Source organism: Shewanella sp. K8, from assembly GCF_028823715.1.
In the GTDB taxonomy this organism is placed as follows: Bacteria; Pseudomonadota; Gammaproteobacteria; order Enterobacterales; family Shewanellaceae; genus Shewanella; species Shewanella algae.
Genome location: NZ_JAPEHY010000033.1, coordinates 32,958 through 58,350 on the forward strand (window position 1 = coordinate 32,958; position 25,393 = coordinate 58,350).

Sequence of the window (25,393 nt, forward strand, 5' to 3'; positions counted from 1 at the left end):
GCTTTGGTGCTCTATTCTAGGTGCTTGATTTATCGGGTTGCAAATCTTGTTTCAGCAGTTTGAACCACAAAGCGCGGGACTGGCGGATAAAGCGGCGTTTGAGCGTTGCCGACTCCTTGGAAGCGTCTTGATACTTGAGCTGAATATAGAGTGAGGTCCAGCTTTCTATCTCCTCTGTCAGCGCCGGCCAGCGCGCGGCAAGCGCCGCGGCGTAATTCACAGGCCCCAGGGAAGTCTGCCTTGGCAGTCCGAGCCTGGCAGCCTGGCGGCATACCTTGAGATAGTGACGGTTGATGTTGTCCGGGCCTCTTTTAAGCCGCAGCAGGCCAGTGGTGAACAAAATGACGATAAAGGTAAGGGCCATCACCCCGAGGACCAAGGCTGCCAGACGGCCGATACTCACTTCCCCCAGCAGTTTGGAGAGCACTTCTTGCTGGCGCGCGTTGTCAAAACCCAGTACCCAGACGCTCCAGTAGTAATCCAGGCTGGCGAGCCTGAGTCTCAGGCTGTTGTACCAGTCGCTGGCCCGCACCCCGGCAAACGGCAGTTCGGAAAGATAGCTTTCTTCAGGGCTGAACAGGGAGTCGAAACCCTGCTCAATTCGTTCGGGCGCTATCATGGCGGTGGGGTCGTAACGTACCCAGCCTTTACCTTCGAGATAGACTTCACTCCAGGCGTGGGCCATATATTGATACACGCTGAGATAACCGGCCTGCGGGTTGTATTCGCCGCCCTGATAACCGGTGACAATGCGGGCGGGCAAGCCGGTGGCTCTGGCCATGAAGGTGAATGCCGAGGCGTAGTGAACGCAGAACCCGGCGCGATTTTCAAACAAAAAGTCGTCCAGTTGCTGCGGCCCCACCGGCGGGGGCGTCAGGGTGTAGAAAAAGGGCTGACTGTTGAAATACTGCATCATGGCCGTCAAGCGCTGTTCGGCTTGCGGATAACGGCGGGCAAAATCGGCGGCAAGTTTGCGGCTGCGGGGGTTGATTCCATCGGGGAGGCTCAGATTGAGCTGCCGCAGCGGCGCTCTCAAGCGGTTATCCAGGGGGGCATCAGGATAGCTCATCACCCGGTATTGCAACCTTTGTTCTACCGGCCTTATGGCATAGAGGCGAAAGTCCGGCAGATTCACCAGGCGTGGATCCATGCTGTAGGCGAGATCCAAGCCGAACAGCCAATGCTGGCCGCTCGGCTCGGCTATGATGCTGTAATCGATAAAAGGCCCTTTGGGGGCGCCGGGTTCGGGGCGGCGATTCATTATAAAGCTGTCTTGCTGCAGCGCCTTTATTCCCCGCGACTGCTGCCAGCGTTTGCCGTCATATTCTTCCAATACCAGTGCGCGCCAATACCTGTCTTCCGGAGCCGGTATCTGGCCCTTGAAACTGGCGCGAAATGCCAACTCGCTGGATTTGGTCAGGCGCGAGATATCACCAAAGCTAAGCTCATCGGACAGACCTGTGGTACTGCTTTTCATCTGCGGCACCATCCAAAGCGGACTGAAACGCGGCAGCACTACAAAAAGCAGCAGTGCCAGCGGCAGACTCTGTGCCAGCAGCACCAGGGTTAGCTTGATCTGGCGATTGAACGAGGCCTGTTCGTGGTAGAGGCTTGCCAACACACAGGTGTTGAGCGCCGCCACCAGCGAGAGTTGCAGGGTGTCGAGCATCTGCTGATGGTCGATAAAGGTGAGGGCGATAAGAAAGTAGCCCACCAGTACCACGGCTTTGACATCGCGGCGACTGCGCATTTCGATATATTTGAGGGAATAGCCGAGGATCAACAAGTTGACCAGGGCATTGAGCAGGCCAAGTTCGCGACTCACCAGCGCCAACGTCAGCGCCGCAGCAATGGCCAGCACAGTCACCAGCACTCTGGGGGGCCTAGCGACCTTGCCAAGATAGATCCCCAAGCGCCAGACAAAACAGATGGCGCAGATCCCCAGGGTTCCCAAGGTGATTTTGCCTGCAAGCGGCGCCAGCACTGCCAGGTTGGTGATCAGCAGCCAAAGCAAGGTGCGGCGGGTGATGATCTCCTCCGAGGTTTCCTTGAGTGCGGCTTTCAAGCGAGCGGTTTTCATCGGCCGGTACCTTCAGCCTTGGCCGGATAGAGCGCCAGGGCTTTGAGGCATTCCTGACGCTGAGGTTCGCCTTGAGAAGGCGCTATGGTTCTGCCCGCTAACTTAAGCCCCCAGGTTTGGCCTGAATGGGCCAGTTGATTGACCTGATAACTCAGCTCACCCAGGCGCTTTTCCAACTCATCGCCGGTTAACTTGCGATCAAGCTCCAGCCACAAGGGCGCCCCCTGAGGCTCGGCAAACTCCTTGCTGAGCATGCCTCGGCCCTGAGCCCACTGTTTCCAGGCCACCTGTTTGAGCGATTCACCCGGAACATAGCTCTTAAGACCGGCGTATTCATCGACGCCGCTGAGCCACTCGCCACTGTCTTGGGATTCGGGGACGTGTTCACTGCGCCCCAGTTTAGGTGTGCTGACCACAGGCGCTGGAAACACCCATTGACTGGTGTCGAGATCCAGATGAGACCAGGCGCGGCAGAGCCCCAGAGGGTAGCAGGACTCCACCTTGAGTCTACCTGGATGCCAAAGGCCTCTGGGCCTTGGCTGCATGGGCACCAAAGCCGTCTGCTCCTGGTTATCGACACAGGAAACAAAGACTTGCCGCTCTCCCGGGTAGCTGAAACCGAGCCGAAAAAGGCTTCTGTCGGCGCTGACGGTCACAGGGAAGGAGAGGCTGTCGCCGGCGTAGGCTTGGGGAGGCTTACGGGCACTGAGTCTCAGTCCCGCCAGGTTGCGGTAACTGTGAATGATGCAGGTGTGAAACACGCTGGCCAATACTATGGCCAGGCCGATCACCAGGTTGTTTTGATAGTTGGTGCCGAACAGAAACAGCAGCAGTACCAGCGCCAGCCAGATAACGCCGAAGCCGCTGGGAAGAATAAAGATGCTTCTGTGGCTCAAACGTTGCTCTTTGGCGGCGGGAATACGCCTTGACAACCAGCGGTTGAACCGGGCAGAGAAGAGGGAGGTCACAGAGGCCATCTCATTGTTACCGAATGGGATTAATGGTGCCGAGTAACTTGGCCGATAACTGCTCGCCCTGAAGTTGGCTCGAATGCCGCAGGCGGTGCTCGGCAACGGCGCCAAACACTGCTTGCACATCTTCGGGCACCAGATATTGACGCCCCTGGATATAGGCCCAGGCCTTGGCAGCCGCCAGCAGCGCCTTGGTGGCTCTGGGGGAAAGGCCATAGCCTTCGTTTTGGCTGCGGGAAGCTTCCACCAGCGCCAGAATATAGTTAAGCAGGGCGTCGGAAGCGGCCACCTGCTCGCACTCCTGCTGCAGTTGATCCAGCTCGAGCGCACTCAGACACTGGGGCAGGGGCTGAGTGCGCTCTTGCCCTTTGAGCATGGCCAACTCGGCGTCCTGGTTGGGATAACCAATGGAGAGGCGCATCATGAAGCGGTCCAGCTGGGATTCCGGCAGTGGAAAGGTGCCTGATTGGTCGGTGGGGTTTTGGGTGGCGACCACAAAAAAAGGATGCGGCAGCCTGTGGGTCACACCGTCGACAGTGATCTGCCGCTCTGCCATCGCCTCGAGTAAGGCACTCTGGGTCTTGGGGCTGGCGCGGTTGATTTCGTCGGCCAGCACCATCTGTTTGAAGATGGGGCCGGGGTGGAATACAAACTCAGATTGCTGCTTATCGAAGATGGAAACCCCGAGAATATCCGCCGGCAGCATGTCGCTGGTAAACTGAACCCGCTGATAACTCAGGCCTAAGGTTTGCGCCAGTGCGTGGGATAAACTGGTTTTGCCCATGCCCGGCAGATCTTCAATCAGCAGGTGGCCGCGGGCCAGTAAACAGGCCAGTGCCAGCCGTATTACCCTGGGCTTGCCTATCAAAACTTGCTCGAGTTGCTGCAGTACCTGGGTTATCTGGCTCTTGGACACATTGGCTTCCTTGTTAGATGGTCACTGAAATCAGTTCTGGCTCTGTCTGGATGAACTGAGGTCTGAAATAGAAACCTTGCACTAAATCCACATCCAAAGCCAGTGCCTGAGACAGGTGCTGCTCGGTTTCAATTCCTTCGAGTATAGTTATTTTTTGGCAGGACTTGGCAAAATTAAGCAGATTTTCCAAAAGCTTAGCCATGAGCGGTGCCTTGATGGCACTCAGCCAGTGACGGTCGAGCTTGATGCAGTCGATGGCGGTCAGCAGTTGCAGCGACACCATGGCATGGGGAGCACCGACATCATCGAGCGCCACGGTAATCCCGCGGCGGTGCAGTTCCTTGAGTAGTGCCTGGGCCTTATCGGCGTCATTGACACAGGTGTTTTCTATCAGCTCTACCGTCAAGCCTCCGGTTTGCTGCTGATATTTGTCCAGCGCCTGCATCATGCATTGACAGTTGGTGCTGTCCAGCGCGTGGGGATCCAGATTCAGGTGCAGCCTTGGCGTTTTAGGCGCCTGATTGAGTTGCAACAGCTTGGCTTGCAGTTCTACCGCCGCCAGGGCGCGGCTGTCTCTGTGCAGCCAGTCGAATACCAGATTGGGCGCCAGCGCCTTTCCCTCTTGATTGTAAAAGCGGGCCAGGGCCTCATAGCCCTGAATGGTCAGGGCCCTGGGGCAAACAAGTGGTTGATATTCGCAGGCAATGTGCCGCGGAGGAGAAAGATCCATGCAGTCATCAACGGAGTTAGCTAAATGAATGCTAATTATTCCCATTATAGCCGTGGGATAACAAGCCCATTTACCCCACTAAAGTACCGAGCGCTGAAAAATACAGCGAGGAACAAGCGCTTTAATATCAAAGCGTTGGGAAATTGACTTAGTGCCAATTCACCGCCGCTTCAATAGCGGCGGCCAAGCTCTGTTTCACTGAATTGTGGCAGCGCCTGTTGTTGACGCAGCTCATAAATCTGCCGGTAGGTGAATACGGCCTGCACATAGGAGCGGGTTTCGCTGAAGGGGATGGTTTCGATAAAGCTCATCACATCCAGTTTGCCATCGCTCTGCTTCAACCACCGCTTTACCCTGTGAGGGCCGGCATTGTAAGCGGCAACGGCCAGCACCCGGTTGTTGTCGAACTGTTCCAGCAGCTTGGTGTAGTAGGCGCTACCGAGTGGCACATTGATGGCCGGGTCGTACAGACTGCGACTGCCGTTGAACGCCAGTTTGAACTCTTTTGCGGTTTGCTTGGCGGTGGCCGGCATCAGCTGCATCAGGCCTCTGGCGCCCACTGACGAAGTCGCATAGGGGTAGAAGGCGCTTTCGCGGCGGGAGATTGCGCGAATTTCATTGACATTGACCTTGAAGTCTTTGCCTGCCCGGGTAAAGAAAGGGTCTGCTGCATAGGGAAAGCGCATCTCCATATCATTCCATAGCCTGGCTTGAATACTGGCTTCAACCGCCAGCGCGTCCCAACCTTGCTCCTGAGCGTAGACGCCGTACTGGGCGCGCATCTGCTTGTTGTGGCGGGCGAGCATTTGGCTCCATTCGATGCGGGCATCGACCAGTTTATCCAGCGCCAGCAATTCAGATACCCGCGCCAGCGCCTTGTCATCGGCGAGTCTTGCCTGCATTTGCGCCTGGGATTGAGTCGGCACATGCGCCAGGTTAGGGGCGACACCGAGTTCGGCGGCGGCCCAGAAACCATAGAAATTACGCTCTTTGCTGAGCGCTTCGAGCATGGTATCGTCCCGGCCATTGACCCTCAGGTGCCAGTAGCGCCAGCGGGCGTCGTTGCGGCCTTCGTCGCTGAGCAGCGGCAGAAAACGGCGGATATCGGCGTCATTTTGCTCGGCAATAGCCCAGCGCAGACGGCGCTCGGTCAGATCGTCGGCCTTGAGCAGCGGCAGCATGGTGTCGATATGATCTCTAAGCCCCTCGTCCTCGACGATAAGCGCTCGCCTGACCAGATAACGGTTGAGTTGTCGCCCTTGGAAGTCGCTGAATCTGCCGGCCTTTTCATACTTGACGTACAGGCGAACTGCCTGACGCAGATCTTTGCGGGCCAAGCGCTTAAGCCCGGCGGACACTATATCGCTGTAGATGGGGGCATCGCCATCAAACTGATTCATGTGCCTGAGGCGATTGGGATCTTTGTATACCGCCTGCAGCAGCTTGGCCTGGCTCTGGTGCTGAGTCACTTTACGCCCCAGATACTGCAACAGGCCGCTTTGGCCGGCATCAAAGGCCAGCATCATCCGCGACCAAATCAATTCCTGAGTGCGGTGCCCGGCCTTGCTCCAGGCATTGAACAGGGGATCGCACTCCTTGGGACGGGAGCGACCATAGAGCCAGAGTTGGCGAGCGCCATCCCAGGCGACCTGAGTCTCACCCTGGCCAAGCTTGGCCCTGTAAAAATAGCATTGCAGCTCTGTGGCTCGGGGAAGTTCCGGGGAAATGGCCAGAAAGTCTTGCCAGCGTTTGTCGGCACCGGCTTGCACCAGGTACCTATGGCGGGCACTGGCGTGCAAGGGTGAATGCTCAAACTTGTCCAGTGCCTTTAGCGCCTTTGAGCCAGAAAGCGCCATTATGTCATCCAGCTCGGCGTGAAAATCCAGATAGATATTGAGTGGGTAATCCTTGAGTTGGGCCCTGAGCTTGCGATACTCCTCAAGTTGGCCCTTATCCAGCGCTTCTCTGGCCTTTAGGTAGCTTTGGCGTTGTTGCTCCAAAGCGGCAGGTGCCTTGGCCGCATGGCCTATCCCGGGAAACAGCATCCAGGGAGTGGATACTGTCAATGCACTCAAGGCAACGCTGCCGGCGAGGGCGATTCGGGTCAAGGCTCTGCGCATCTCAAACTCCTTGTTGATGGCCTGGTTCACTTGAGAGCGGGGTTGAGCTCAGGAAGCCAGTTCGCTGTCCGGCTCTGTATCCTCTATGGCATCAACCTCCTGGTCTGTCGGCAAGGAAGTCTCTGTCATCGCTTTTTCAAGCAACTGTTTATCCAGTTGTTTACTGGTTTCAACGCCCAACTGTTGCATCTGGTGAGCCTGGCGGACAAGGTTACCCCTGCCGGTAGCCAGCTTATTCATGGCGCCGTTGAAACACTTCTCTGCATTGTCCAGCGCGCGCCCGAGTTTGTCCATATCTTCCAGATAGCCACAGAGTTTATCGTAAATTTTTCCGGCTTGCCTGGCGATCCTCTGTGCATGTTGGTTCTGATACTCGTAGCGCCAGATGTTATTGATGGTGCGCAGTGCCACCAAAAGATTGGTTGGGCTGACGAGCATGATGTTGTTTTCGAGCGCAAAATTAACCAACTGCGGCTCTTGTTCCAGCGCCAGCAGGAAGGCGGGTTCCACCGGAATAAACATCAGCACATAATCCAGGCTCTTGATGCCGTGCAGTTGCTGGTAGTCCTTCTGACTCAGGCCTTTGATATGACCGCGGATAGAGTTGATATGTTCACGCAGCGCCAGGGCGCGCTGTTCATCGGTTTCGGCATTGTAGTAGCGCTCATAGGCTAGCAGTGACATCTTGGCATCTATCACTACATCCTTGTTGGCCGGCAGGTGGACGATGACATCGGGTTTAAAGCGCTTGCCGGCATCATTTTTCAGATCCTGCTGCACGTCATACTCGTGCCCTTGTCTGAGGCCACTTTCCTGCAGCACCCGCTCCAGGATCACTTCCCCCCAGTTGCCTTGCTGCTTGTTGTCGCCTTTGAGCGCCTTGGTGAGGTTGACCGCATCCTGGCTCATGCGCAGGTTGAGCTGCTTGAGATCTTCCAGCTGGTGTTTCAGTGAGGAACGTTCACTCTGTTCCTGTGAGTAGGATTCATGAATTTGTCTTCTAAATCCTTCGAGTTGTTGTTTCAGCGGCCCAAGAACACCATCTAGCTGCGATAGATTCTGGGATTTTAGCCTTTCGCTTCTGTCTTCAAAAATTTTGTTGGCCAGGTTTTCAAATTGCTCTTTCAGGCGGGTTTCACTGCGCTCAAGCAGCTCAATCTTATCGTTGAGCGCCTGTTGCTCGGCGTCGAAGCGGGCGCTGATTGTCTGCTGCATGGCATTGGACTTTGACAGGTTTAACTGAGTTTCCAACTGCTTGCGCTGAGCATCCTTGAGTTGCTGTTCAAGGTCGGGCACCCGCTCGGCAATGGCCTCTGCCTTGCCAAGCTGGGACACCAGCCATTCGGCTTTTTCCTGGCTGCTGCTGAGTTGTTCGTTGAGTTCGCTGCATCTTTGTTCATGTTGCAGCACCAACTGGTCTTTGATCTGTTGCCAGCGGCCGCGGGTCATGCGCTGATTAAAGAGGGCGCCAAGCAAGATACCCAGCAGTAATACGGCTGCGGCGGCAATGAGTTGAGGCGCGGAAATTGTGGTGGCCAAGTCCATATCATGTCCCTTGAGTGCAAAAAGATGAGCGGAAAACCCGGATAGAGTCGCAGAATGAGTCAGGGCCTTCAAGGCCCAGGGCATGCAGACTCAGGATAAATGGCCAAGAGTTGCCCATTTTGTACCCCTTGTCAGCCAAGGTTCAGCCAATGGAGCCGCAGGAATTATTCCAGCAAGAAATTTTTCTTTGCCTGCCTGGGTCTTATAAACTGAATTGACTGCAGCTATTGAGAGGTCTCTGTGAGCAATAAAAAATTTAACCAGGGTATCGGCAGGCAAATGCCCTGGGAGTTGCCGGCAACAGAAGTCACGCCGGAAGCCGTGTTTCGCGATCGACGCAACATAGTCAAGGCGTTGGGGCTCGGCGCCATAGGTGCCAGTATTCCCGGCCATGTTCAGGCAGGCCTGTTTGACCTTTTTGGTGAAAAGCGCGAGAGCGAGGCATTTGTGACCTCAAATCTCAACTATCGCAGCAACCCGAACTTTCAATTACCGGGAAGCCTGACACCCCTTGACAAGGTGATCCGCCATAACAACTTCTACGAGTTTGGCACAGGTAAACAAGATCCCTTCGAAAACAGTCAGGACCTCAAGGTCAATCCCTGGATGCTGAAAGTGGAAGGCGAGGTCGAGCGCCCTTTGATGCTGGATTATGACGATCTGCTCAAGTTGCTTCCTCTGGAGGAGCGCCACTATCGTTTGCGCTGTGTCGAGGCCTGGTCCATGGTGATCCCCTGGGTCGGCTTTCCGCTGGCGGCTTTGCTGGCCAAGGCCGGAGTTAAATCCTCTGCAACTCATGTGGCCTTTGAAACCCTGTTTGATCCCGAGCAGATGCCGGGGCAACGCAATCGCTTGATGGGCGGCGGCATTCATTATCCCTATGTGGAGGGATTAAGACTCGATGAGGCGATGAACGAGTTAAGCTTCCTGTCGGTGGGCCTCTATGGCAAGACACTGCCACCGCAAAATGGGGCTCCCGTGCGTTTGGTGGTGCCCTGGAAATACGGTTTCAAGAGCATTAAATCTATCGTGAAAATTAGGCTTTTGGATAAACAGCCGCCGACCAGTTGGAATCAGCTGGCACCCCATGAATATGGTTTTTATGCCAATGTGAACCCCAAGGTGGATCACCCGCGTTGGTCACAGGCGACAGAGCGGCGGATTGCCGAAGGTGGGATCTTCTCTGCCAAAAGGATCCCTACCCAGATGTTCAACGGTTATGGCGAGCAGGTAGCCCATCTTTACCGGGATCTGGATTTAAGGAAATATTATTGATGCGCTTAGATCCCAAGCTACTGCCTTGGTTAAAGGCGTTGCTGCATCTGGCGGCCGGTTTGCCACTGCTTTATTTGGCTCTGCAAGTGGTGACAGACAGTGCCGGTGGCGATCCTGTGCAGTATATTATCCATTTCACCGGCAAAGGGGCACTCAACGCCTTGGTGGCCACCTTGTTGGTATCGCCAGTTGCCAGAAAATTCAAACTGGGGTTGTTGATGCAGACCCGGCGTTTGCTCGGACTCTGGGTATTTGCCTGGGCCTGTTTACATATTCTCAGCTATTTCAGCCTGGATCTGCTGTTTGCCTGGGAGCTGCTACTCAGTGAAATTATCAAGCGTCCCTATATTTTGGTGGGGGCCAGCGCTTGGTTGTTGCTTGCTGCGCTGGCGCTGACCTCGTTCAAGGCATTGCAGCGCCGGATGGGGCGACGTTGGCAGCAACTGCATTACAGTATCTATGCCATAGCCCTGTTGGTACCTGTGCATTATTACTGGTCGGTGAAGTCTGAAATCATTGAGCCCAGTCTTTACCTTGCTGCCATGTTGCTGTTGTTGGCGATAAGACTGCCGAGATTCAACTGGTTTAGGCGCCTTTGGCCGGCAGTTTGAAGTTCAGGCGTGTGTGGCCGGGCAAGCATAGTCAGGCATCGGCACTGGGTGAGGCAAAGCTGTAGCGCTTCTTTAGTGCCAGTTCCATGGAAGCCTGAGGTTGTGCCTGCTTGGCCTGGTACATGGCACTGTCGGCAGCGCCGATGAGTTCGGCCAAGGTGTCGCCATGCTCAGGATAGAGACTGATGCCGGTACTCAGGCCGACTTGCAGTTGTTGCCCTTGCCAGGGGATATCGGCACCCAAGGCATGAATCTTTTCCAACACGGCACAGACTTCTTCGCGGCTATTTATCGGCTCCAGCCAGATGATAAATTCATCGCCGCCGATACGGGCCACCAAATCCGAGCGTCTTAAGGTCTCTCGCAGCCTTTTGGCGATTTCCACCAGCACTGTGTCACCGGCGCTGTGGCCAAAGTTGTCGTTAATGGGTTTGAATTTATCCAGATCGATAAACAGCAGCGCCGCTTTAAGCTGTTGACGTTGGCAACGTACTATGGCGTTTTCCAGCTCGGTGGTGGCGGCACCGCGATTGAGTGCGCCGGTGAGATCGTCATGATCCGCCAAATATCTTAATCTATCCTGTTGCTGCTGCAACTGACGGGTTTGCGCCTCCACTTCCAGCTGTAACTGCTCCTTTCGGGCTGTAGTTTCCATCAATGCCTGTTTCATATTGTTGAATTCATTGGCCAGCTCCGAGAGTTCATCCTGTTGTTCCAACCTGATACGGCTGTGAAGATCGCCTTTGGCCAGATCGCGAATGCCGCGTTTCAAACTGCCCAAGTGGCGCCGAAAACGCCTCAGAGTATGCAGGGTAAAGCCTGTCACCAACAGGGCAATGGCCAGCAGCAGGGCGCCGTTGAGATAGAGATGACTGAGCTGCAGTATACGGGCTCTGTCCATGGTGTAGTGTTGAAAGCGAAACAGATCTTCGCTCATGGATTGAATGCTCATATTGTATCTGGACAGCAACATGCTGCTGACCAACTGATCATCTGCTATCAGCGACAGCTTGGGCAGGGAATGCTCCAGCAGGGTACTGATGTTGCTGCTCTGGCGTTTTAAATTGGCCAATAGCTGCTGTTGCTGCTCATCATCGACCTGAGTGTTACTCAAGAGGGCGTTGAGGCGCAGCAGATCCCGCTGGGTATTTTCAACTGCCCGGGTATCCCGGTATTGCTGCAGCAGCCACAAGTTGGAGCGCAGCAGATCCAGATGCAGTTGCAGCTCCACCAGTTTGTGCATCTGCTGGAATGTCTGCTGGGAAAAATGGCGCTGTTGCAGCAGTGACAGCGCCAGTACCAGCGTCAGGGTGATGCAGAGAATGACCAGAATATTGAGGCGGCTGGATAGCTTCATTGCTGCTCCACCAAAGACATGTGTTGTATCTGATCCAATGCAGTGGGATCTATGACGCTTCTGAAATCCGGTAGCTGCCGGGCTTCAATGGTGCCACTGGCCATGGCCCAGCGGGCCTGCGACTGCAGATTACTGAGCAGGCTGTTACCCAGCGACAGACGGAACAGGTAGTCGGGCCAGAGGGCGGCAACCTCCTCTGTTGGCAGGTGCAGATACTCGGCAACCAGTTGACGGGCTTCCTGCGGGTGCAGAACAATAAATTCACTGGCGAGTTTCAACGCCTTGAGGATCCGCACATGATGTTCGTAGTACGCTTGGTTGTCGGCCTTGCGACTGATGAGATTGAAAGAAAGGCTATATAACCCCCGGCTGGGGAACTCGCTTATCTTGCCCGGTTGATGCTTGAGCAGCTGAAATCCGTAGGGCTCCCAAACTGAAATCGCATCCACATCGCCGGCCAACAGCGCCGGTGCCAAGCCAGACGGGCGGATATCCACCCTAACTGGCGCCAAGGCTGGGTGTCCGGCAATATTCAGTATGGTATCGAGAAAGTACTCGCTGGCACTGCCGGCAACGACTCCAACGCGTTTGCCATCCAGTTGCGCCGGGGTAGTGATACCGCTCTGGCTCAGGGTTAACAGCTTAATGTCGTTATCCGATTCGGCAAAGCTGGCCAGCACGGTAAAGTCGGTTCGCTCAAAGCTGTTGAACATCACCACTGACTCTGAGCTGGTGGCCAGATCGGCCCTGTGATAGAGCAGGGCCTCGAAACAAAGATCGCCACCTTGAAGTGGTTGCAGCACCACATAGACGCCTTCGCGGGCAAAGAGTTCGAGCTTATCGGCAATGATGACAGGGGCTGAAAGCAGCGAGGTGGACACGGCGATGCGAACCGGGGTCTGATTGAGTAAAACAGGGGAGGTTGGTTGCCTGGGCCCGCTGAGCCAGATAAACAAGAGTAGCAGCAGAGCCAAAGGCACTAGCATCTTTCCCATAGTGGTTGCTGCCCTCCATTCGTCACAGCTTTGAGCCCTTATCTTTTCAAACTGGGCCGTTTGTACTTTCCCTAAGTGTAGTGCAAACAAGAGGGTGCGCTATAAAGCCTCATAATTTTCATGGGATTATTTGGAATAATCCGGACGAATAATAGGTTGGGGATTTGAGCGGATACTTATTGCTTTTTGTTAAGCATCAGAAACTTTCAATAACGGAATGAAATTTAAAAGATGGAATAAATAGTTGTTGGACAGAAAGGGTTTATATCATTGTTATAAAAAGAGAGGCGCAGATATTGTCTGCGCCTTTCTGGTATATCGAACTATATTGCAATCGATACTGAACTCACTTCCCTATAGGACTTACTTACCGCCTTGATTGGCCATATAGACCAATACTTCATCGTAGGACATATTGAGTTCGCGGGATAAATTGATGACCTTGGTCTTGAAGGTTTGGACTTGCTCTTGTTTATGCAAGTCGTTCTGCGTTTCTTCGACCAATTCATTGACCGCTTCCTGCAGAAGCTTCAGACGCCTGAGGCTATAGTCCAAAGACTTCAAATAACGGGTCATCTGTTGTTTGTTTCTGGCTTGCTCAAGATCCGTTGAGTGTTTTTTTTCATATCCATATGCATCGAGCGCCGCAATAGCACTCTGCAAATCGAGATCTTTTGTCATGTATGTTCACTTAAAACGAAGTTTTGCCCGAAAGAGTGGACAGGATAAAGGGATCGTAAAGCTGTCACTTGTAGTAGTTTATAGTATATTTCCGAACTTACTCAAGCATTTCACTGCACAGCGTAGGAGATGCCTGTTTTGCTATCATGAAACTTGTGGTGGCAGGATAAGGGCGTTAACCTAGAAAGCAGTATTTGCACGGAGGCCTATATGCTGGATTTGTTACCGGATCTCTTTGATCATTATGAAAATGATCTCATGTTGCTGCCATCTGTTTTTCACCAGTTTGGTGGCAAGTCTATTTTTTGGGGCGAAGTCGTAACCGTCAGGTGTTTCGAGGATAATTCCATGGTGAAACAGCTGTTGGCTACTGATGGCACGGGTAAAGTGCTGTTGGTGGACGGTGGCGCCTCTACATCCAAGGCCCTGATGGGAGACCTTATTGCCCAAAGCGCAGTTGACCATGGTTGGCAGGGAGTCGTGATTTATGGCGCCGTGCGCGATGTTGCCACTTTGGCGACCATGCAGCTTGGGGTAAAGGCCCTGGCGGCGGTACCTATCAAAACCGAGCGTAAGGGGGCTGGAGAAATCAACTGTGCGCTCTCCATTGGCGATGTGCAGATAACTCCCGGCATGATGCTCTATGCCGATGATAATGGCATCGCCGTCAGCCAAAATCCCTTGAATATGGCCTTTATCAGTTGAACAAGCGCCTTTGTCCTTATTGTTGAACAAGGAAACTATTATGAAAGTGGTTAAGTGGATACTGGGTATTTTCGCGGTATTGTTTCTCGGTCTGGTTCTGTATTTGACCTTGTTATTTGATCCCAACGACTTTAAACCCCAAATAGTCGATGCGGTAAAAAAACAGACAGGGCGTGAATTGGTCATCAGTCAGGATCTCAACTGGACTTTTTTCCCGACTCTGGGAATTGAATTGGGCGGTATCAGCCTGAGTAACCCGGATGGTTTCGATGAGAAACAGATGTTGGCAGTCAATCAGGTTGTCGCTGAAGTTGCTCTGATGCCGCTGTTTCGTAAAGAAGTGGAAATTGCCCAGTTAAACCTCGATGGCTTGAAACTGGATCTCATAACCCAGAAAGACGGCCGCACCAGTCTGGATGGGCTCAGCGGCGATGCCGGTACGGCCAAAGAGCAACCCAAGAATACCGAAGGCAACGCTCAGGGGCTGGCCAGTCTCAATATCGGTGGCATCAATATCACCAATACCCAAATTCATCTGCTCGACAAGCGCAGTGGCAGTGACCAAACCTTTGTACTTGAGTCCCTGACCCTGGGCGAGTTTTCGCTGGGTAAATTTGCCCCTCTGGCTTATAAGTTCAGCGGCAGCATGCCGGACATGAAAATTGCCAGCGAGGGTAAAGGGCAATTGAAGATCTCACCGGACATGAAGCAGTTGGAGATCACCGGCTTTGCCATTGAAAATCGCGTTGAAGGCAAGAGTATGCCCGGCGGCAAGTTGAGCGCCGATCTGAATGCCGATGTGAAATTGGATCTCAACCGTCAAAACGCCGAGCTGGTATTGAGCAGTCTCAAGGTGGCCGATATCGAAGGCAAAGGGGATCTTAAAGTGGCTTTCGGCGGCAAGGTACCGGATGTAAAAGCCAAGTTGGCACTGGGGGAAATTGACCTCGACAAGTTACTGCCTGCCGGTGAGGAAGATAAAGCCGCAGCCAAAACCACTGAGTCGGCAACGGTCGCCAAGGCCGGCAGTGAACCGGACTTGAGTGCGATGAAGCAGGTCAACTTCGCCATGGATCTTACTGTTAAGGCCATTAAGGCTGCCGGCTTGACCACTGAAAACTGGAAAATGGATCTGGCTCTGAACAATGGCGTGCTGGATATGAAGCAGCTCAGCGCTGACTTGTATCAGGGCAAACTGATGACCAAGGCACAACTTGACGGTCGCAACAAGGTCGCCAGCTACAATTTTGATACTCAGCTCAGTGGCGTCAAAATTCAACCTTTGCTCAAGGATGCGGCCGATTTGGAAATTCTTGCCGGTGCCACCGCTTTTAATGTCAAAGGTAAAGGCAAGAGCCTAATTCCGGATAACATCAAGCAAAACCTGGACGCCAACGGCAAGTTTGAAATCAGTGACGGTGCCCTTTACGGCGTGAATATCCCTCATATGATCCGCAGCGCCCAGGCCAAGCTAAAAGGTGATTTGTCGGCTCAGGAAGAGGGCGAACGCAAGACAGACTTCTCCAGCCTGACCGGCAGTTTCAGTCTCAAAAATGGTGTGGCCAATAACCCGGATCTGGCGATGGCCTCACCACTTATTCGCTTGGCGGGTGCCGGTAGTGCCAACCTTATCAGTGAGCAACTGGACTATAAGCTGAAAACCTCAGTGGTCGGCAGTCTCAAGGGCCAAGGCGGTGAAGGCAAGAATGATCTGGCCGGTGTTGAAATTCCGCTGATGATTTCCGGTTCATTCCAGGAACCCAAGTTTGCACTCGATACCCAGGCGCTGTTTGATTCCAAACTCAAGGAAGAAACCGAGAAGGTGAAAGACAAGCTTAAAGACAGCATCTTCAAGAAACTCGGAGGAGGTAAATGATGCGTGCCGTTTTGCCTTTGCTGGCGGTCTTGGCACTCGCAGGTTGCAGTGGCTCCAATGCTGCAACTACTGAGCCTGTGCCTCAAAAGACTCCGACTGGGATGGAGGAACTCAGAATGCCGACACTGCACTTTGGTACCATCAAAAAAGCACCGACAGCTGCCTTGCTTGAGGGTAAACTGACGTTTGCAGAAGTAGTCAATAAGCAGCCGCTGCAGGCGATGCTGGAGATCCGTAACCCGAGCGAGCACGTGGTTGGGATCCGCTTTAACTCAGGGATGACGGCGGATCTCTGGTTGGTGGATGATAAGGAACAGCGAGTCTGGGCCTGGTCGGATGAAATGATGTTCACTCAGGCTATCAGAGATACCAGTATCAAGCCGGGACAGACGCTGAAAGTGATGTTCAAGGTACCGGCCAAGACACTTGAGCGAATTGGCCCTGAGGGATACAGCTTCCAGGCCCGCTTTGAAGGCAAACCTCTGGAGTCCAAGTTGGCGGCTATGGCCATGCTGGAAGTGCCGGTGGCGAGGCGTTAAGGCGCTTATCTAGGTTGGAATAAAAAAGTCAGGTTAAGCCTGACTTTTTTATTGGGATACTCAGTCTTTGACCAAGCTGTAACGGGCGGTAAAGCGCGTTAAAACTGGGCTATCAGTTCCTTTTGCCGCTCACTTTGGCGGGTCAACTCTTCGCCGTGATGGCTTGCGGCTTCACTGTTGCTGGTCAGGCTGCCAACCCCTTGTTGCAACTGCTCTGAGTGGCGGTGCAACTGCTCAACCACACAGGCTTGCTGCTCCGTGGCAACGGCGATTTGCTGGCTGTGTGCGGCAATTCGGCCCAGGGCACTGGTGGCTTCATCCAACCGCTGCGCCAACTTTTGCTCCAGTTGCAGACTTTCTTTGGTCAGTTGCTGGCTGCGCTCCATCTCGGTCACTGTCTGCCGACTTTGCAGACTGAGCTCGGCAATAATTTGATGTATTTCACCGGCGGATTCACCGGAGCGCATTGCCAGGTTACGTACCTCATCGGCCACCACGGCAAATCCGCGGCCGGCTTCACCGGCCCGGGCCGCTTCGATTGCAGCATTGAGTGCCAGCAGGTTGGTCTGATCCGATAGTTGCTCTATCACTTCCAGCACGGTGTTAATGCTGCTGCAGCGTTTATCCAGTGCCAGCAGTTGAGCCTCCACCTTGGTAAGCAGAGCGGTGATTTCACTGTTGGCTGCGCGGCTGGCGGCCAGGGCTTCGAGTGTTTGCCGGTTACTTTGCTCAAGCTCAGTGACCTCGTTGGCGGTGTCGGCGGAAGTTTCGGCAATCTCTGCCACGGCACCTTTGAGTTCGTTGATGGCATCACCTTGCTGTTTCAGTGCGCCGGTTTGCTGTGCCAGTTCGCGGTAGTTGGCATCGACGGCGGCCTGATGGGCACTCAAACTGTTATCGAGGATCTCACCGCTGTCTTTTATCCGCCCTGTGATGGCGAATATCTCGGCCTGCTGCATTCTCAGACTCAATTCCAGCTCGGCGAGTTCATCTGTGCTGTTGCAGTAAATAGCCTGCATCAGTGGATTATTCTGTACTCCGCGGCTGAGTTGACTGACATTATTTAACCTCTGTTTGAGTCTGAAAAGGCTCCAGCCCATTAAAGTTGCCGCAGTGCAGACAGGCACAAATTGCCAGAGACCGCTTAGCCAGGGCAGGGGCACCAAGGATAGCAGTGATGCACCCCAGCAGAGCGCCAGTTTGGTTGTCAGGTCGAGTTTAACGCGTGGCAGTACTGATTTTCCCTGACTGATGGCCCGGTAGCAGGCCTCGGCTCTGGCAATCAGTTCTGGTGTTGCCTTGGTTCGCACTGATTGATATTCAACTATTTTGCCTTTTCGGCGGATCGGGGTGACGTAGGCGTTGACCCAATAGTGACCACCATCCTTGCGGCGGTTTTTTACCAAGCCCATCCAGCTGTTGCCATTCTTGATCTGTTGCCAGAGATCGGCAAAGGCCGCCTTGGGCATATGAGGATGGCGCACTATGTTATGCCCATGGCCCAACAACTCTTCATGGGAAAAGCCACAAAGTTCGACAAATTCCTGATTGATGTGGGTGATACGCCCTTTGAGATCTGTGGTTGATAGAATACGGGCACCTTCAGGCACCGGCGTCTCGATGCCGGTAATGGACAAATCTCTGCTCATTTTTGTTTTTATTTAGGGTGGATTAATTCAGCGGATGATTATCGACAAAGATGAGCGTCAAATTTGTGACAGCGAACAAATGGTTAACAATTGTACCGAAGTGGCTTGTGAAAGTTAGAGCAGGATCAAAAGCGGCATCAAAGATGCCGCTTGGGTAGGAGTTTTTATCAGGTCTTGACTCGGGTCACATCCACGAACAGGGTCAACATCTGTCCGGGTTGCAGATACTTACTGGCCTTGAGCTGGTTCCATTCCAGCAGATCATCCACAGTGACATTGAACTTGTTGGCTATTCGTGCCAGCGAATCACCGGAGCGAACCTTGTATTTCACGGTGCGCATTACGGCGTTGGCATTCTGGGATTTACCAGAGGCTTTAGTCCAGATGGTTAGCTGTTTTCCGGGACGCAGCGGAGTCTTGGCCGAGATACCGTTCCATTTCACCAGCTCGTTGACACTGACACCATTATCCTTGGCTATCTGCCACAGGGAGTCACCGGACTTGACATGGTAGCTGCGTTTGCTCTTGCCGGACTTATTCTGACCCAGACGCTGCTCTTTGGAGAGCGGGTAGGCCGATGCATCCTTGAGGGCGACCGGGATCAACAGGTGCTTACCGGCGACAATATTGTTGCCACTGATGCCGTTGACAGAACGGATCACATCGATACTGGTATGATGTTTCTTGGCTATCACTCCAAGGGAGTCACCCTTACGGATCTTGTATCTGAGCCAGTTGAGGCGCTCGCTGGGTTCAGTGCTGGCCAGGGCGATTTCAAACTCTTTGGCCTTGTCCAACGGCAGTACCAATTTGTGTGGCCCTTCCGGCGCTGTGGCCCAGCGATTAAAACCCGGGTTGAACTGTTGCAGTTCATTGACTTCCATACCGGCAAGGCGGGCTGCCAAGGCCAAGTCTATCTGACTACCGACATCGACAACTTCCAACTTCTGCTCGTTGACAATCGGTGTCAGGTTAATGCCGTATTTGTCGGCGTTTTTGATCACATCGGCCAGTGCCAGCAGTTGCGGCACATAACGCTCGGTTTCCTTGGGCAGTGACAGGGACCAGAAATCGGTAGCTTGCCCTTTTTGACGGTTACGCTTGACCGCGTTCAACACCCGACCTTCGCCTGTGTTATACGCGGCAATGGCATAGAGCCAGTTCTCGCCCGTCTTGTCGTAGAGGTATTCCATCATATTCAGCGCAGCGGCTGTGGCAGCAGGTACATCGCGGCGTCCGTCATACCACCAGTTGATCTCCAGGCCAAAATGCAGCGCCATGGGTGCCGTAAACTGCCACAGCCCGGAGGCTGCACCATGGGAGTAGGCAAAGGGGTCGAAGGCACTTTCCACTATCGGTAGCAGCGCCAGCTCCATCGGCAATTTACGCTCTTCTATCTGCTCGACAATCAAATACATAAAAGGGGCAGCCCGCTCGGAGATCTGCTCCAGGTGTCTTGGATTATTGATGTACCACTGGCGGTACTGGCGCACCAGCTTCTCATCGGGAACCGGCATATTGAGTTGGCTGCGGATCCGTTGCCATACATCTGTGACAGCGACTTCCGGCTCAGTGATGACTTGTGGAGCCTGAGTGATGACCGGTGCCGGAGTGGCCTTGACCGGCGCTTCGGCAGTGGACTCCGGCGCCTGAGACAGCAGCTGACAGCCGCCAAGCAGGGAAAGGCTCCCCGCCAACATAAAAAATCTGATTTGCTTCAAAAACAGCAATCCTCGAATGATGGCCTGAACAGACAGGCAAACGCACATCAAACGGAAACCCGGGATAGGCCTGGTCCCTTGGCCCGGGATAGCACCTTGGGTGGTACTTTTACCCTGGTTTGGTTTCCGTGGTGAAAAAGAAGTGCCGTTACTGGAAGCCAAGTATTGTTATTTAAAACAAGTAGATAAATCTATCTTGGCCTAGGGTTGTCATAATAACGACACAAAAAAGCGGCTTATTGTAACCCGGTTTTCAGAAATTGTCTTTCCATTGCCTGAGAACTGCAAAGCGGCTCACGGGATCATGGCAGGGGTGACCGCTGTGGGCCTCCAGTACGCTCTGCAGTGTGTTCTTTTGGCAGCGCATAAAGGGGTTGATGGCCTTTTCACGACCAATAGTGGAGGGGAGTGTGGGGTGTTGCTGTTCGCGCAGCGCTTCGGCGGCAAGTTGGTAGTCAGCCAGTGCCTGATTATCCGGCTCAACGGCTTTGGCAAAACGCAGATTGGCCAAGGTGTACTCATGGGTGCAATACACCTTGGTGTTGTCATCGAGGGCCGCAAACTGACTCAAGGAGTGGTACATCTGTTCGGCGCTGCCTTCAAACAGGCGGCCGCAGCCGGCGCAGAACAGGGTATCGCCGCAAAAGAGGGCATCGCCAATCAAGTAGGCGATATGATCCAGCGTGTGCCCGGGGACCTTGAACAGTCGACACTCTAAAGCAAATCGGCCTTGCCCAGGCTCAAGCCGATATTCGCCTTCCTCGGTTAGTGCCCGGGTAATGCCTTTGATGGCCGGATTGGCAGGCCCGTAAACCGGGAGCGAGCCGAAAGCTTCCTTCAAGGCCAGGATACCGCCGGTATGGTCGCTGTGATGGTGAGTTATCAGTACCCCGGCCAGTGTCAGGTTATTTTGCGCCAAAAAAGCCAACACGGGCGCGGCATCACCCGGGTCCACCACCCAACAGCAATCACCTTGGGGTGCCACTATGGCCCAGATATAGTTGTCATCGAAGGCGGCAATGGGCGTTATCTTTGGCCGGGCGAGGGGGACATTGACATTGGACATAAGCTCAAGGCTCCTTTGAGTCGACGGGATCAGTTTCAATTTTACTGAGCCTCATACTTGCTTGTATAGGGGGTTCGTTATTAAGCTGAACCTAGAACGGCTTAACCGGAGTATCTATGCCTCTCTCGTCTGAGTCCAGACCCAGCTCCTGGGACAGTTTGCCAGCCTGTGAGACTATCAAACGTGAACTGGAAAGCAAACTGGCCTATTGGTGGCCCAGAGTGTTTGGTTATCATCTGTTGCGCCTGGGGGCCTTAAGCCGCGAACTCGAGATCAAAAACTGTCCGGTCGGGCATCAGTTTTCCCTCTATCCCGGCAACGGCGCTTCGATAGTTGCCGATTTTGCCTCGCTGCCGTTGGCGCCGGCCAGCATAGATGCGGTGGTGATGAACTTGGTACTGGAGTTTGAGACAAACCCTTACCGGATTTTACGTGAAGCCGACAGGGTGCTGGTCAGCGGAGGTTATCTTTTCATCGTCGGGATTAACCCGTTCAGCTGCGCCTTTTTCGGCAAGCTGCTGCCTAGATTTCAGCAGGCTTTACCCTGGAGCGGCCATTTCTTTATGCCGGCCAGGGTCAAGGACTGGCTGGGGCTTCTGGGGTATCAGTTGGTGCACGATGAGCGGCTCTTGTACCATTCGCTGCTCAGCGAAGCCGCGCCTTTGAGGATATGGCATCATTGGCAGCAAAAGTGGCTGCCGGGTACCGGCTCTCTGTATCTGTTGGTGGCCCGCAAGCTGGATTCGCCGTTAACCCCCTTGGGGGATAAACGTCGTCAGCGGATCCCCGGCTGGCAACCCACGCCGACGCCGGGATTCTCCGGCAGGCAACTGGAGCGCCACACTAAAGAAGAGCAATAATTGCAATGCGTATTACCCTGAAACAGTTAATGATTTTTGAAGCCGTGGCCCGCACAGGCCAGGTGGCCAAGGCCGCCGAGCGGGTTAACCTCTCCGCGCCGGCCACTTCTATGGCGTTATCGGAGCTTGAAAAGCAGCTCGATACCCGTTTGTTTGAGCGTATAGGCAACCGCTTGCAGCTCAACTCTCAAGGCAGCCTGCTGCTGCCTCTGGCCAGCGATGTGCTGCAGCGCATCGAGCGTATAGAGCAGGCGTTTACCCCGAATAATCACGAATTGGCCGGTATGTTGAATGTCAGTGCCAGCTCTACCATAGGTAATTTTCTGCTGGCCAAGGCGGCGGTGGCATTCAGCCAACAACACCTTCAGACTCAGGTCGACTTGGCGATAGACAATACCCGTAAGGTTATCCGTGATGTGGCCGAGTTTCGCGCCGAGCTGGGCTTTATTGAAGGTTATTGCCTCGACAGTCGTATCGCCGTGTTGCCCTGGCATCAGGACTGTCTTAAGGTGTTCTGCCATCCGGCACATCCGCTGGCGGGAAGCAAAGTCTCGCCAAGCGAGCTCAAAGGACTCTCCTGGGTATTGAGAGAAGAGGGCTCTGGCACCCGGGAGTACTTTGTCGATGCCGCCAACCGCCTTGACCTGCAGCCAGAAGCCCGTTTCTGTTTTCCAACTCCGGATGCCATTAAACAGGCGGTGAAGCAGGGCGCCGGGCTTGGGGTTTTGTCTGAGCTGACACTGGATAAAGAGCTGGCTCGCAGAGAGCTGGCGTTGGTGGAGGTGGAGGGGCTGGCGCTCGAGCGGCCATTTTACCTTATTCGCCACAAGAGCCACAGCCTGACGCCATTGGCGCAGGCCTTTATCGACTTTTGCGGCAAATTTTTGAAACTCAAGACTGTCGCGGACAAAAGTGTTTAGAGACTGGCCTGATAACCCTTATCGACTGTGGCAGGGTTGGCCTCGGCGGCTTCTCTTGCCAGGGCGTCGCAACGCTCGTTCTCCGGGTGTCCGGCGTGGCCCTTGACCCAGCGCCAGTCTATCTGATGCTGTTGCGTGGCCTTATCGAGTCGCTGCCAGAGATCGACATTTTTCACCGGCGTCTTGTTGGAAGTGACCCAGCCTTTTTTCTTCCAGCCGTGGATCCATTGGGTGATCCCCTGGCGCATATATTGGCTGTCGCTGGTCAGCACGATTTTGCAAGGCTCTTTCAGGCTCTCAAGCGCTATGATAGGTGCTAGCAACTCCATGCGGTTGTTGGTTGTCAGGGCAAAGCCACCGGAGAGTTCTTTGGTATGCTGTTTATAGCGCATGACAACACCATAGCCGCCGGGCCCGGGGTTGCCCAGGCAAGAGCCGTCGGTGTATATCTGGATCTGTTTCAGTTCGCTCATCAAGTTGTTACCATATCCGGCAAATGCGGGCGAGTATACCCGTAAATTCACTCAGGAAGCTGCAAAAAATAGATGAATATCATATCGAATGCCAGTCGGCAGATCATTCTGGATACCGAAACCACAGGTATGAACCAGGGCGCAGGCCCCGTCTATCTAGGCCACAGAATCATCGAAATCGGCTGTGTGGAAGTCATTAACCGCCGCTTGACCGGCCGCACTTTCCACCAGTATATCAATCCGGGCCAACCCATTGATGAAGAAGCGATTGCGGTTCACGGTATCACAGATGAGAGAGTGGCCAACGAGCCCAGGTTTCATGAAATTGCCGCTGACTTTATCGCCTTTATTCAAGGGGCGGAGATTGTGGCTCACAACGCCTCGTTTGACGTGAGCTTTATGGATCATGAGTTTTCCATGACCCATCCCAGGGGGCCGGTGACGGCGGATATTTGTCAGATCCTCGACTCCCTGGCCATCGCCAAGTTTTTGCACCCAGGGCAAAAGAACAATCTGGATGCCCTGTGTAAGCGTTATCACATAGACAACTCCCGCCGCGAGTATCACGGCGCTTTGCTCGATGCCGAGATCCTCGCCGATGTTTATCTGGCGATGACAGGCGGCCAGACCAAGTTCAACCTCTCCAGTGAACAAGCAGGTCAGGAAGCCGGCGGCATCATGCGTCTCGATGCCAATCGCGCAAAACTTAAAGTGATCGCCGCATCGGCCGATGAACTGAATATGCATGAGCAAAGGCTCGATTTAGTTGCAAAATCAGGCAAGTGCCTCTGGCGCGACGAGCCACAACCTATGGATTGAAGCAAATAATGGGATTGAGACCAGCGCTGGGCCTCATGGTGTGTCTGCTGCTTGGCCTTGGGGCCCCGGCTGTGGCCGAGATAGTACCCAAGGAACAGGCCTCTGAGCTTAAGAATCGTTTTCGGGTCGACCATATGGTCGACAGAATCGTGCTTCTGGTGCAGCGGGAATACGGCTCCGCCCCTGTGGTGGTGGTTTTGCCTGATGGCAGTAAATGGTATGCCTCGCGCCACCCGGAGAATGTCAAATGGACCGATGGCGTCACAGGCGACATGATTTCGGTGGAAAACCCGGTGCCAGGCCCTTGGCAGCTCATTGGTAAAGTGGTGCCCGGCTCGCAAATTACCCGGGTATCCGAGCTGGGGATTGAGGTGGATGAACTGCCTCAGCCACTGTATCAGGGCGAGCGCCTTAAGCTGACCGCCCATCTCACCGGTGATTCGCTGAGAATGCGACTTCCCGGGCTTGAATACCTGTTGCAATGGACGGCGCGTTTTGTTTCCTCCCACAAGCCGGGCGATGAAAACTTTGCCGCTGGTACCCTTATTGTCGGTAGTTATCAGGACAACGGAGAGGCGCTGGATGAACGGCCAGATGACGGCACCTTTACTTCCAATATCAACCTCAACCAGCCCTGGGGAGATTACACCCTGCAGGTCAGTGTGCAAAACGATGTGTTTGAACGTGAGTTTAAGCAGGCATTTCGCCTCGAACCTTCGCCTGTGGATATTAAGGTGGTTGAGCCGGACGATCCCCTGACTCAGCCATGGGGCCTGATGCTGAGTGCCAACCCAGACATTCTGCGCCTTGAGGAAACCTATTTCGATATTGAGCTTTTGGGGCCGGCCGGATTGCAACTGCCGGTTACTGTGCGTCAGCCCACAGAAGGCACCACACAACTCGTACTGCCTCAGGTGAGTGACTTTGGCAGTTACCGTATCAAGGGCACTGTCTTCAGCACAGACAAGCAGGGAAGGGAGCTGGTGTTGACCCTGCCGGAGCGATTTTTCAATTTTGTCGAGCCTCCCAAGCCGCCACCGAGCGCCGAAGAGATGGCCGCCAGGGCTGCAGCAATAGCAGCCAAAGAAGAAGCGGCGGCCAAACAAAATGCTCTTTACCTGATCATAGGGGGTAACGTCTTGCTGTTACTGTTTGGGGTCGGTGCGATTCTGTTTTGGCGCAAGCGTCAAAGTCTGAAGCAGGCCTTGGCTGCGGCTGAAGAGCAGTTGCTGGCAAAACAGCAGGCGGCACCCAAGGAAGATGATGTGCAGGAGATTGACCTGACCCTACCCGATGAGGATGAGCGCAAATCCAACTGAACATCTTGATTATCCATGCTTTGCTGATTTTTTAGCTAATCGGGATCCTCGGGGTAAAAAAGTTGTTGACGCTGACAAGGGGCCTACGTATTATTCCCGGCAACTTGAGTGGAGCGGTAGTTCAGTTGGTTAGAATACCGGCCTGTCACGCCGGGGGTCGCGGGT

General features: G+C 54.0%; 22 protein-coding genes. 9 read left to right on the forward strand and 13 right to left on the reverse strand.

Features of this window, described 5'->3' with window-relative positions; all coding sequences use genetic code 11:
* Positions 1-16 precede the first annotated feature (16 nt).
* The 6 genes from ON072_RS16530 to rmuC form a co-directional block, all read right to left on the reverse strand.
* Positions 17-2,080, reverse strand: a complete 2,064-nt coding sequence (locus ON072_RS16530; protein ID WP_261752483.1) for a transglutaminase family protein — start codon at positions 2,078-2,080, stop codon at positions 17-19.
* The gene (locus ON072_RS16535) at positions 2,077-3,177 is read right to left on the reverse strand and encodes a DUF58 domain-containing protein (RefSeq protein WP_261752484.1); all 1,101 of its coding nucleotides are present in this window, start codon (positions 3,175-3,177) and stop codon (positions 2,077-2,079) included. Before ON072_RS16535 ends, ON072_RS16530 begins: the two co-directional genes overlap by 4 nt.
* Positions 3,065-3,967: an AAA family ATPase gene (locus tag ON072_RS16540; protein WP_025009650.1), complete on the reverse strand. Its 903-nt coding sequence runs from the start codon at positions 3,965-3,967 to the stop codon at positions 3,065-3,067. Before ON072_RS16540 ends, ON072_RS16535 begins: the two co-directional genes overlap by 113 nt.
* Before the next feature lie 13 nt (positions 3,968-3,980).
* The gene (locus ON072_RS16545; RefSeq protein ID WP_093982997.1) at positions 3,981-4,697 is read right to left on the reverse strand and encodes an EAL domain-containing protein; all 717 of its coding nucleotides are present in this window, start codon (positions 4,695-4,697) and stop codon (positions 3,981-3,983) included.
* Positions 4,698-4,867: 170 nt separating this feature from the next.
* Positions 4,868-6,742, reverse strand: a complete 1,875-nt coding sequence (locus tag ON072_RS16550; RefSeq protein ID WP_391564754.1) for a transglycosylase SLT domain-containing protein — start codon at positions 6,740-6,742, stop codon at positions 4,868-4,870.
* 123 nt (positions 6,743-6,865) lie between these two features.
* Positions 6,866-8,362 (reverse strand): DNA recombination protein RmuC, encoded by a 1,497-nt coding sequence (gene rmuC, locus ON072_RS16555; protein ID WP_044734414.1) that lies wholly within the window; start codon positions 8,360-8,362, stop codon positions 6,866-6,868.
* Positions 8,363-8,641: 279 nt separating this feature from the next.
* Here rmuC and msrP point away from each other — a divergent pair, with 279 nt between their 5' ends.
* Positions 8,642-9,637, forward strand: a complete 996-nt coding sequence (gene msrP, locus ON072_RS16560) for a protein-methionine-sulfoxide reductase catalytic subunit MsrP (RefSeq protein WP_221056207.1) — start codon at positions 8,642-8,644, stop codon at positions 9,635-9,637.
* The gene (gene msrQ, locus ON072_RS16565) at positions 9,634-10,248 is read left to right on the forward strand and encodes a protein-methionine-sulfoxide reductase heme-binding subunit MsrQ (protein ID WP_044734415.1); all 615 of its coding nucleotides are present in this window, start codon (positions 9,634-9,636) and stop codon (positions 10,246-10,248) included. The genes msrP and msrQ overlap by 4 nt, the downstream gene beginning before the upstream one ends.
* 31 nt (positions 10,249-10,279) lie before the next feature.
* Here the strand turns inward: msrQ and ON072_RS16570 are convergent, their stop codons facing one another.
* The 3 genes from ON072_RS16570 to ON072_RS16580 all read right to left on the reverse strand — a co-directional run bounded on the left by ON072_RS16570 (position 10,280) and on the right by ON072_RS16580 (position 13,281).
* A complete protein-coding gene (locus ON072_RS16570; RefSeq protein ID WP_025888076.1) occupies positions 10,280-11,605 on the reverse strand; it encodes a GGDEF domain-containing protein in 1,326 nt (441 codons plus the stop codon).
* Entirely contained in the window at positions 11,602-12,600 is a 999-nt protein-coding gene (locus ON072_RS16575) for an ABC transporter substrate-binding protein (protein WP_028779269.1), read from the reverse strand. Before ON072_RS16575 ends, ON072_RS16570 begins: the two co-directional genes overlap by 4 nt.
* Before the next feature lie 363 nt (positions 12,601-12,963).
* Positions 12,964-13,281 (reverse strand): hypothetical protein, encoded by a 318-nt coding sequence (locus ON072_RS16580; protein ID WP_025009657.1) that lies wholly within the window; start codon positions 13,279-13,281, stop codon positions 12,964-12,966.
* A gap of 210 nt (positions 13,282-13,491) precedes the next feature.
* Here ON072_RS16580 and ON072_RS16585 point away from each other — a divergent pair, with 210 nt between their 5' ends.
* From ON072_RS16585 to ON072_RS16595, 3 genes are read left to right on the forward strand one after another with little or no spacing between them, the layout of a single operon-like run.
* A complete protein-coding gene (locus ON072_RS16585; protein WP_025009658.1) occupies positions 13,492-13,986 on the forward strand; it encodes a putative 4-hydroxy-4-methyl-2-oxoglutarate aldolase in 495 nt (164 codons plus the stop codon).
* A 40-nt stretch (positions 13,987-14,026) separates the two neighbouring features.
* A complete protein-coding gene (locus ON072_RS16590) occupies positions 14,027-15,862 on the forward strand; it encodes an AsmA family protein (RefSeq protein ID WP_044734417.1) in 1,836 nt (611 codons plus the stop codon).
* The gene (locus tag ON072_RS16595; RefSeq protein WP_081782881.1) at positions 15,859-16,401 is read left to right on the forward strand and encodes a BsuPI-related putative proteinase inhibitor; all 543 of its coding nucleotides are present in this window, start codon (positions 15,859-15,861) and stop codon (positions 16,399-16,401) included. The genes ON072_RS16590 and ON072_RS16595 overlap by 4 nt, the downstream gene beginning before the upstream one ends.
* A gap of 98 nt (positions 16,402-16,499) precedes the next feature.
* Here ON072_RS16595 and ON072_RS16600 read toward each other — a convergent pair whose 3' ends face one another.
* From ON072_RS16600 to gloB, 3 genes are all read right to left on the reverse strand, one after another.
* Positions 16,500-18,050: a methyl-accepting chemotaxis protein gene (locus tag ON072_RS16600; protein WP_261752487.1), complete on the reverse strand. Its 1,551-nt coding sequence runs from the start codon at positions 18,048-18,050 to the stop codon at positions 16,500-16,502.
* A 167-nt stretch (positions 18,051-18,217) separates the two neighbouring features.
* Positions 18,218-19,750, reverse strand: coding sequence for a LysM peptidoglycan-binding domain-containing protein (locus ON072_RS16605; protein ID WP_261752499.1), 1,533 nt, complete (start codon positions 19,748-19,750; stop codon positions 18,218-18,220).
* 274 nt (positions 19,751-20,024) lie between these two features.
* On the reverse strand, positions 20,025-20,837 hold the full coding sequence (gene gloB / locus ON072_RS16610) for a hydroxyacylglutathione hydrolase (RefSeq protein ID WP_044734420.1): 813 nt from the start codon (positions 20,835-20,837) through the stop codon (positions 20,025-20,027).
* A 116-nt stretch (positions 20,838-20,953) separates the two neighbouring features.
* On the opposite strand from gloB, the gene ON072_RS16615 reads away from it, so the two are divergent.
* Positions 20,954-21,697, forward strand: coding sequence for a class I SAM-dependent methyltransferase (locus ON072_RS16615; RefSeq protein WP_261752488.1), 744 nt, complete (start codon positions 20,954-20,956; stop codon positions 21,695-21,697).
* A 5-nt stretch (positions 21,698-21,702) separates the two neighbouring features.
* The gene (locus ON072_RS16620; RefSeq protein ID WP_261752489.1) at positions 21,703-22,617 is read left to right on the forward strand and encodes a LysR substrate-binding domain-containing protein; all 915 of its coding nucleotides are present in this window, start codon (positions 21,703-21,705) and stop codon (positions 22,615-22,617) included.
* Here ON072_RS16620 and rnhA read toward each other — a convergent pair.
* Positions 22,614-23,090 carry a ribonuclease HI gene (rnhA, locus tag ON072_RS16625; RefSeq protein ID WP_261752490.1) on the reverse strand — a complete coding sequence of 159 codons (477 nt, stop codon included), beginning with the start codon at positions 23,088-23,090 and terminating at the stop codon, positions 22,614-22,616. The genes ON072_RS16620 and rnhA overlap by 4 nt on opposite strands.
* 72 nt (positions 23,091-23,162) lie before the next feature.
* On the opposite strand from rnhA, the gene dnaQ reads away from it, so the two are divergent.
* Positions 23,163-23,909 (forward strand): DNA polymerase III subunit epsilon, encoded by a 747-nt coding sequence (dnaQ, locus tag ON072_RS16630; protein ID WP_144168270.1) that lies wholly within the window; start codon positions 23,163-23,165, stop codon positions 23,907-23,909.
* A gap of 8 nt (positions 23,910-23,917) precedes the next feature.
* Positions 23,918-25,228: a TIGR03503 family protein gene (locus tag ON072_RS16635; RefSeq protein ID WP_052658025.1), complete on the forward strand. Its 1,311-nt coding sequence runs from the start codon at positions 23,918-23,920 to the stop codon at positions 25,226-25,228.
* The last annotated feature ends 165 nt before the right edge of the window (positions 25,229-25,393 follow it).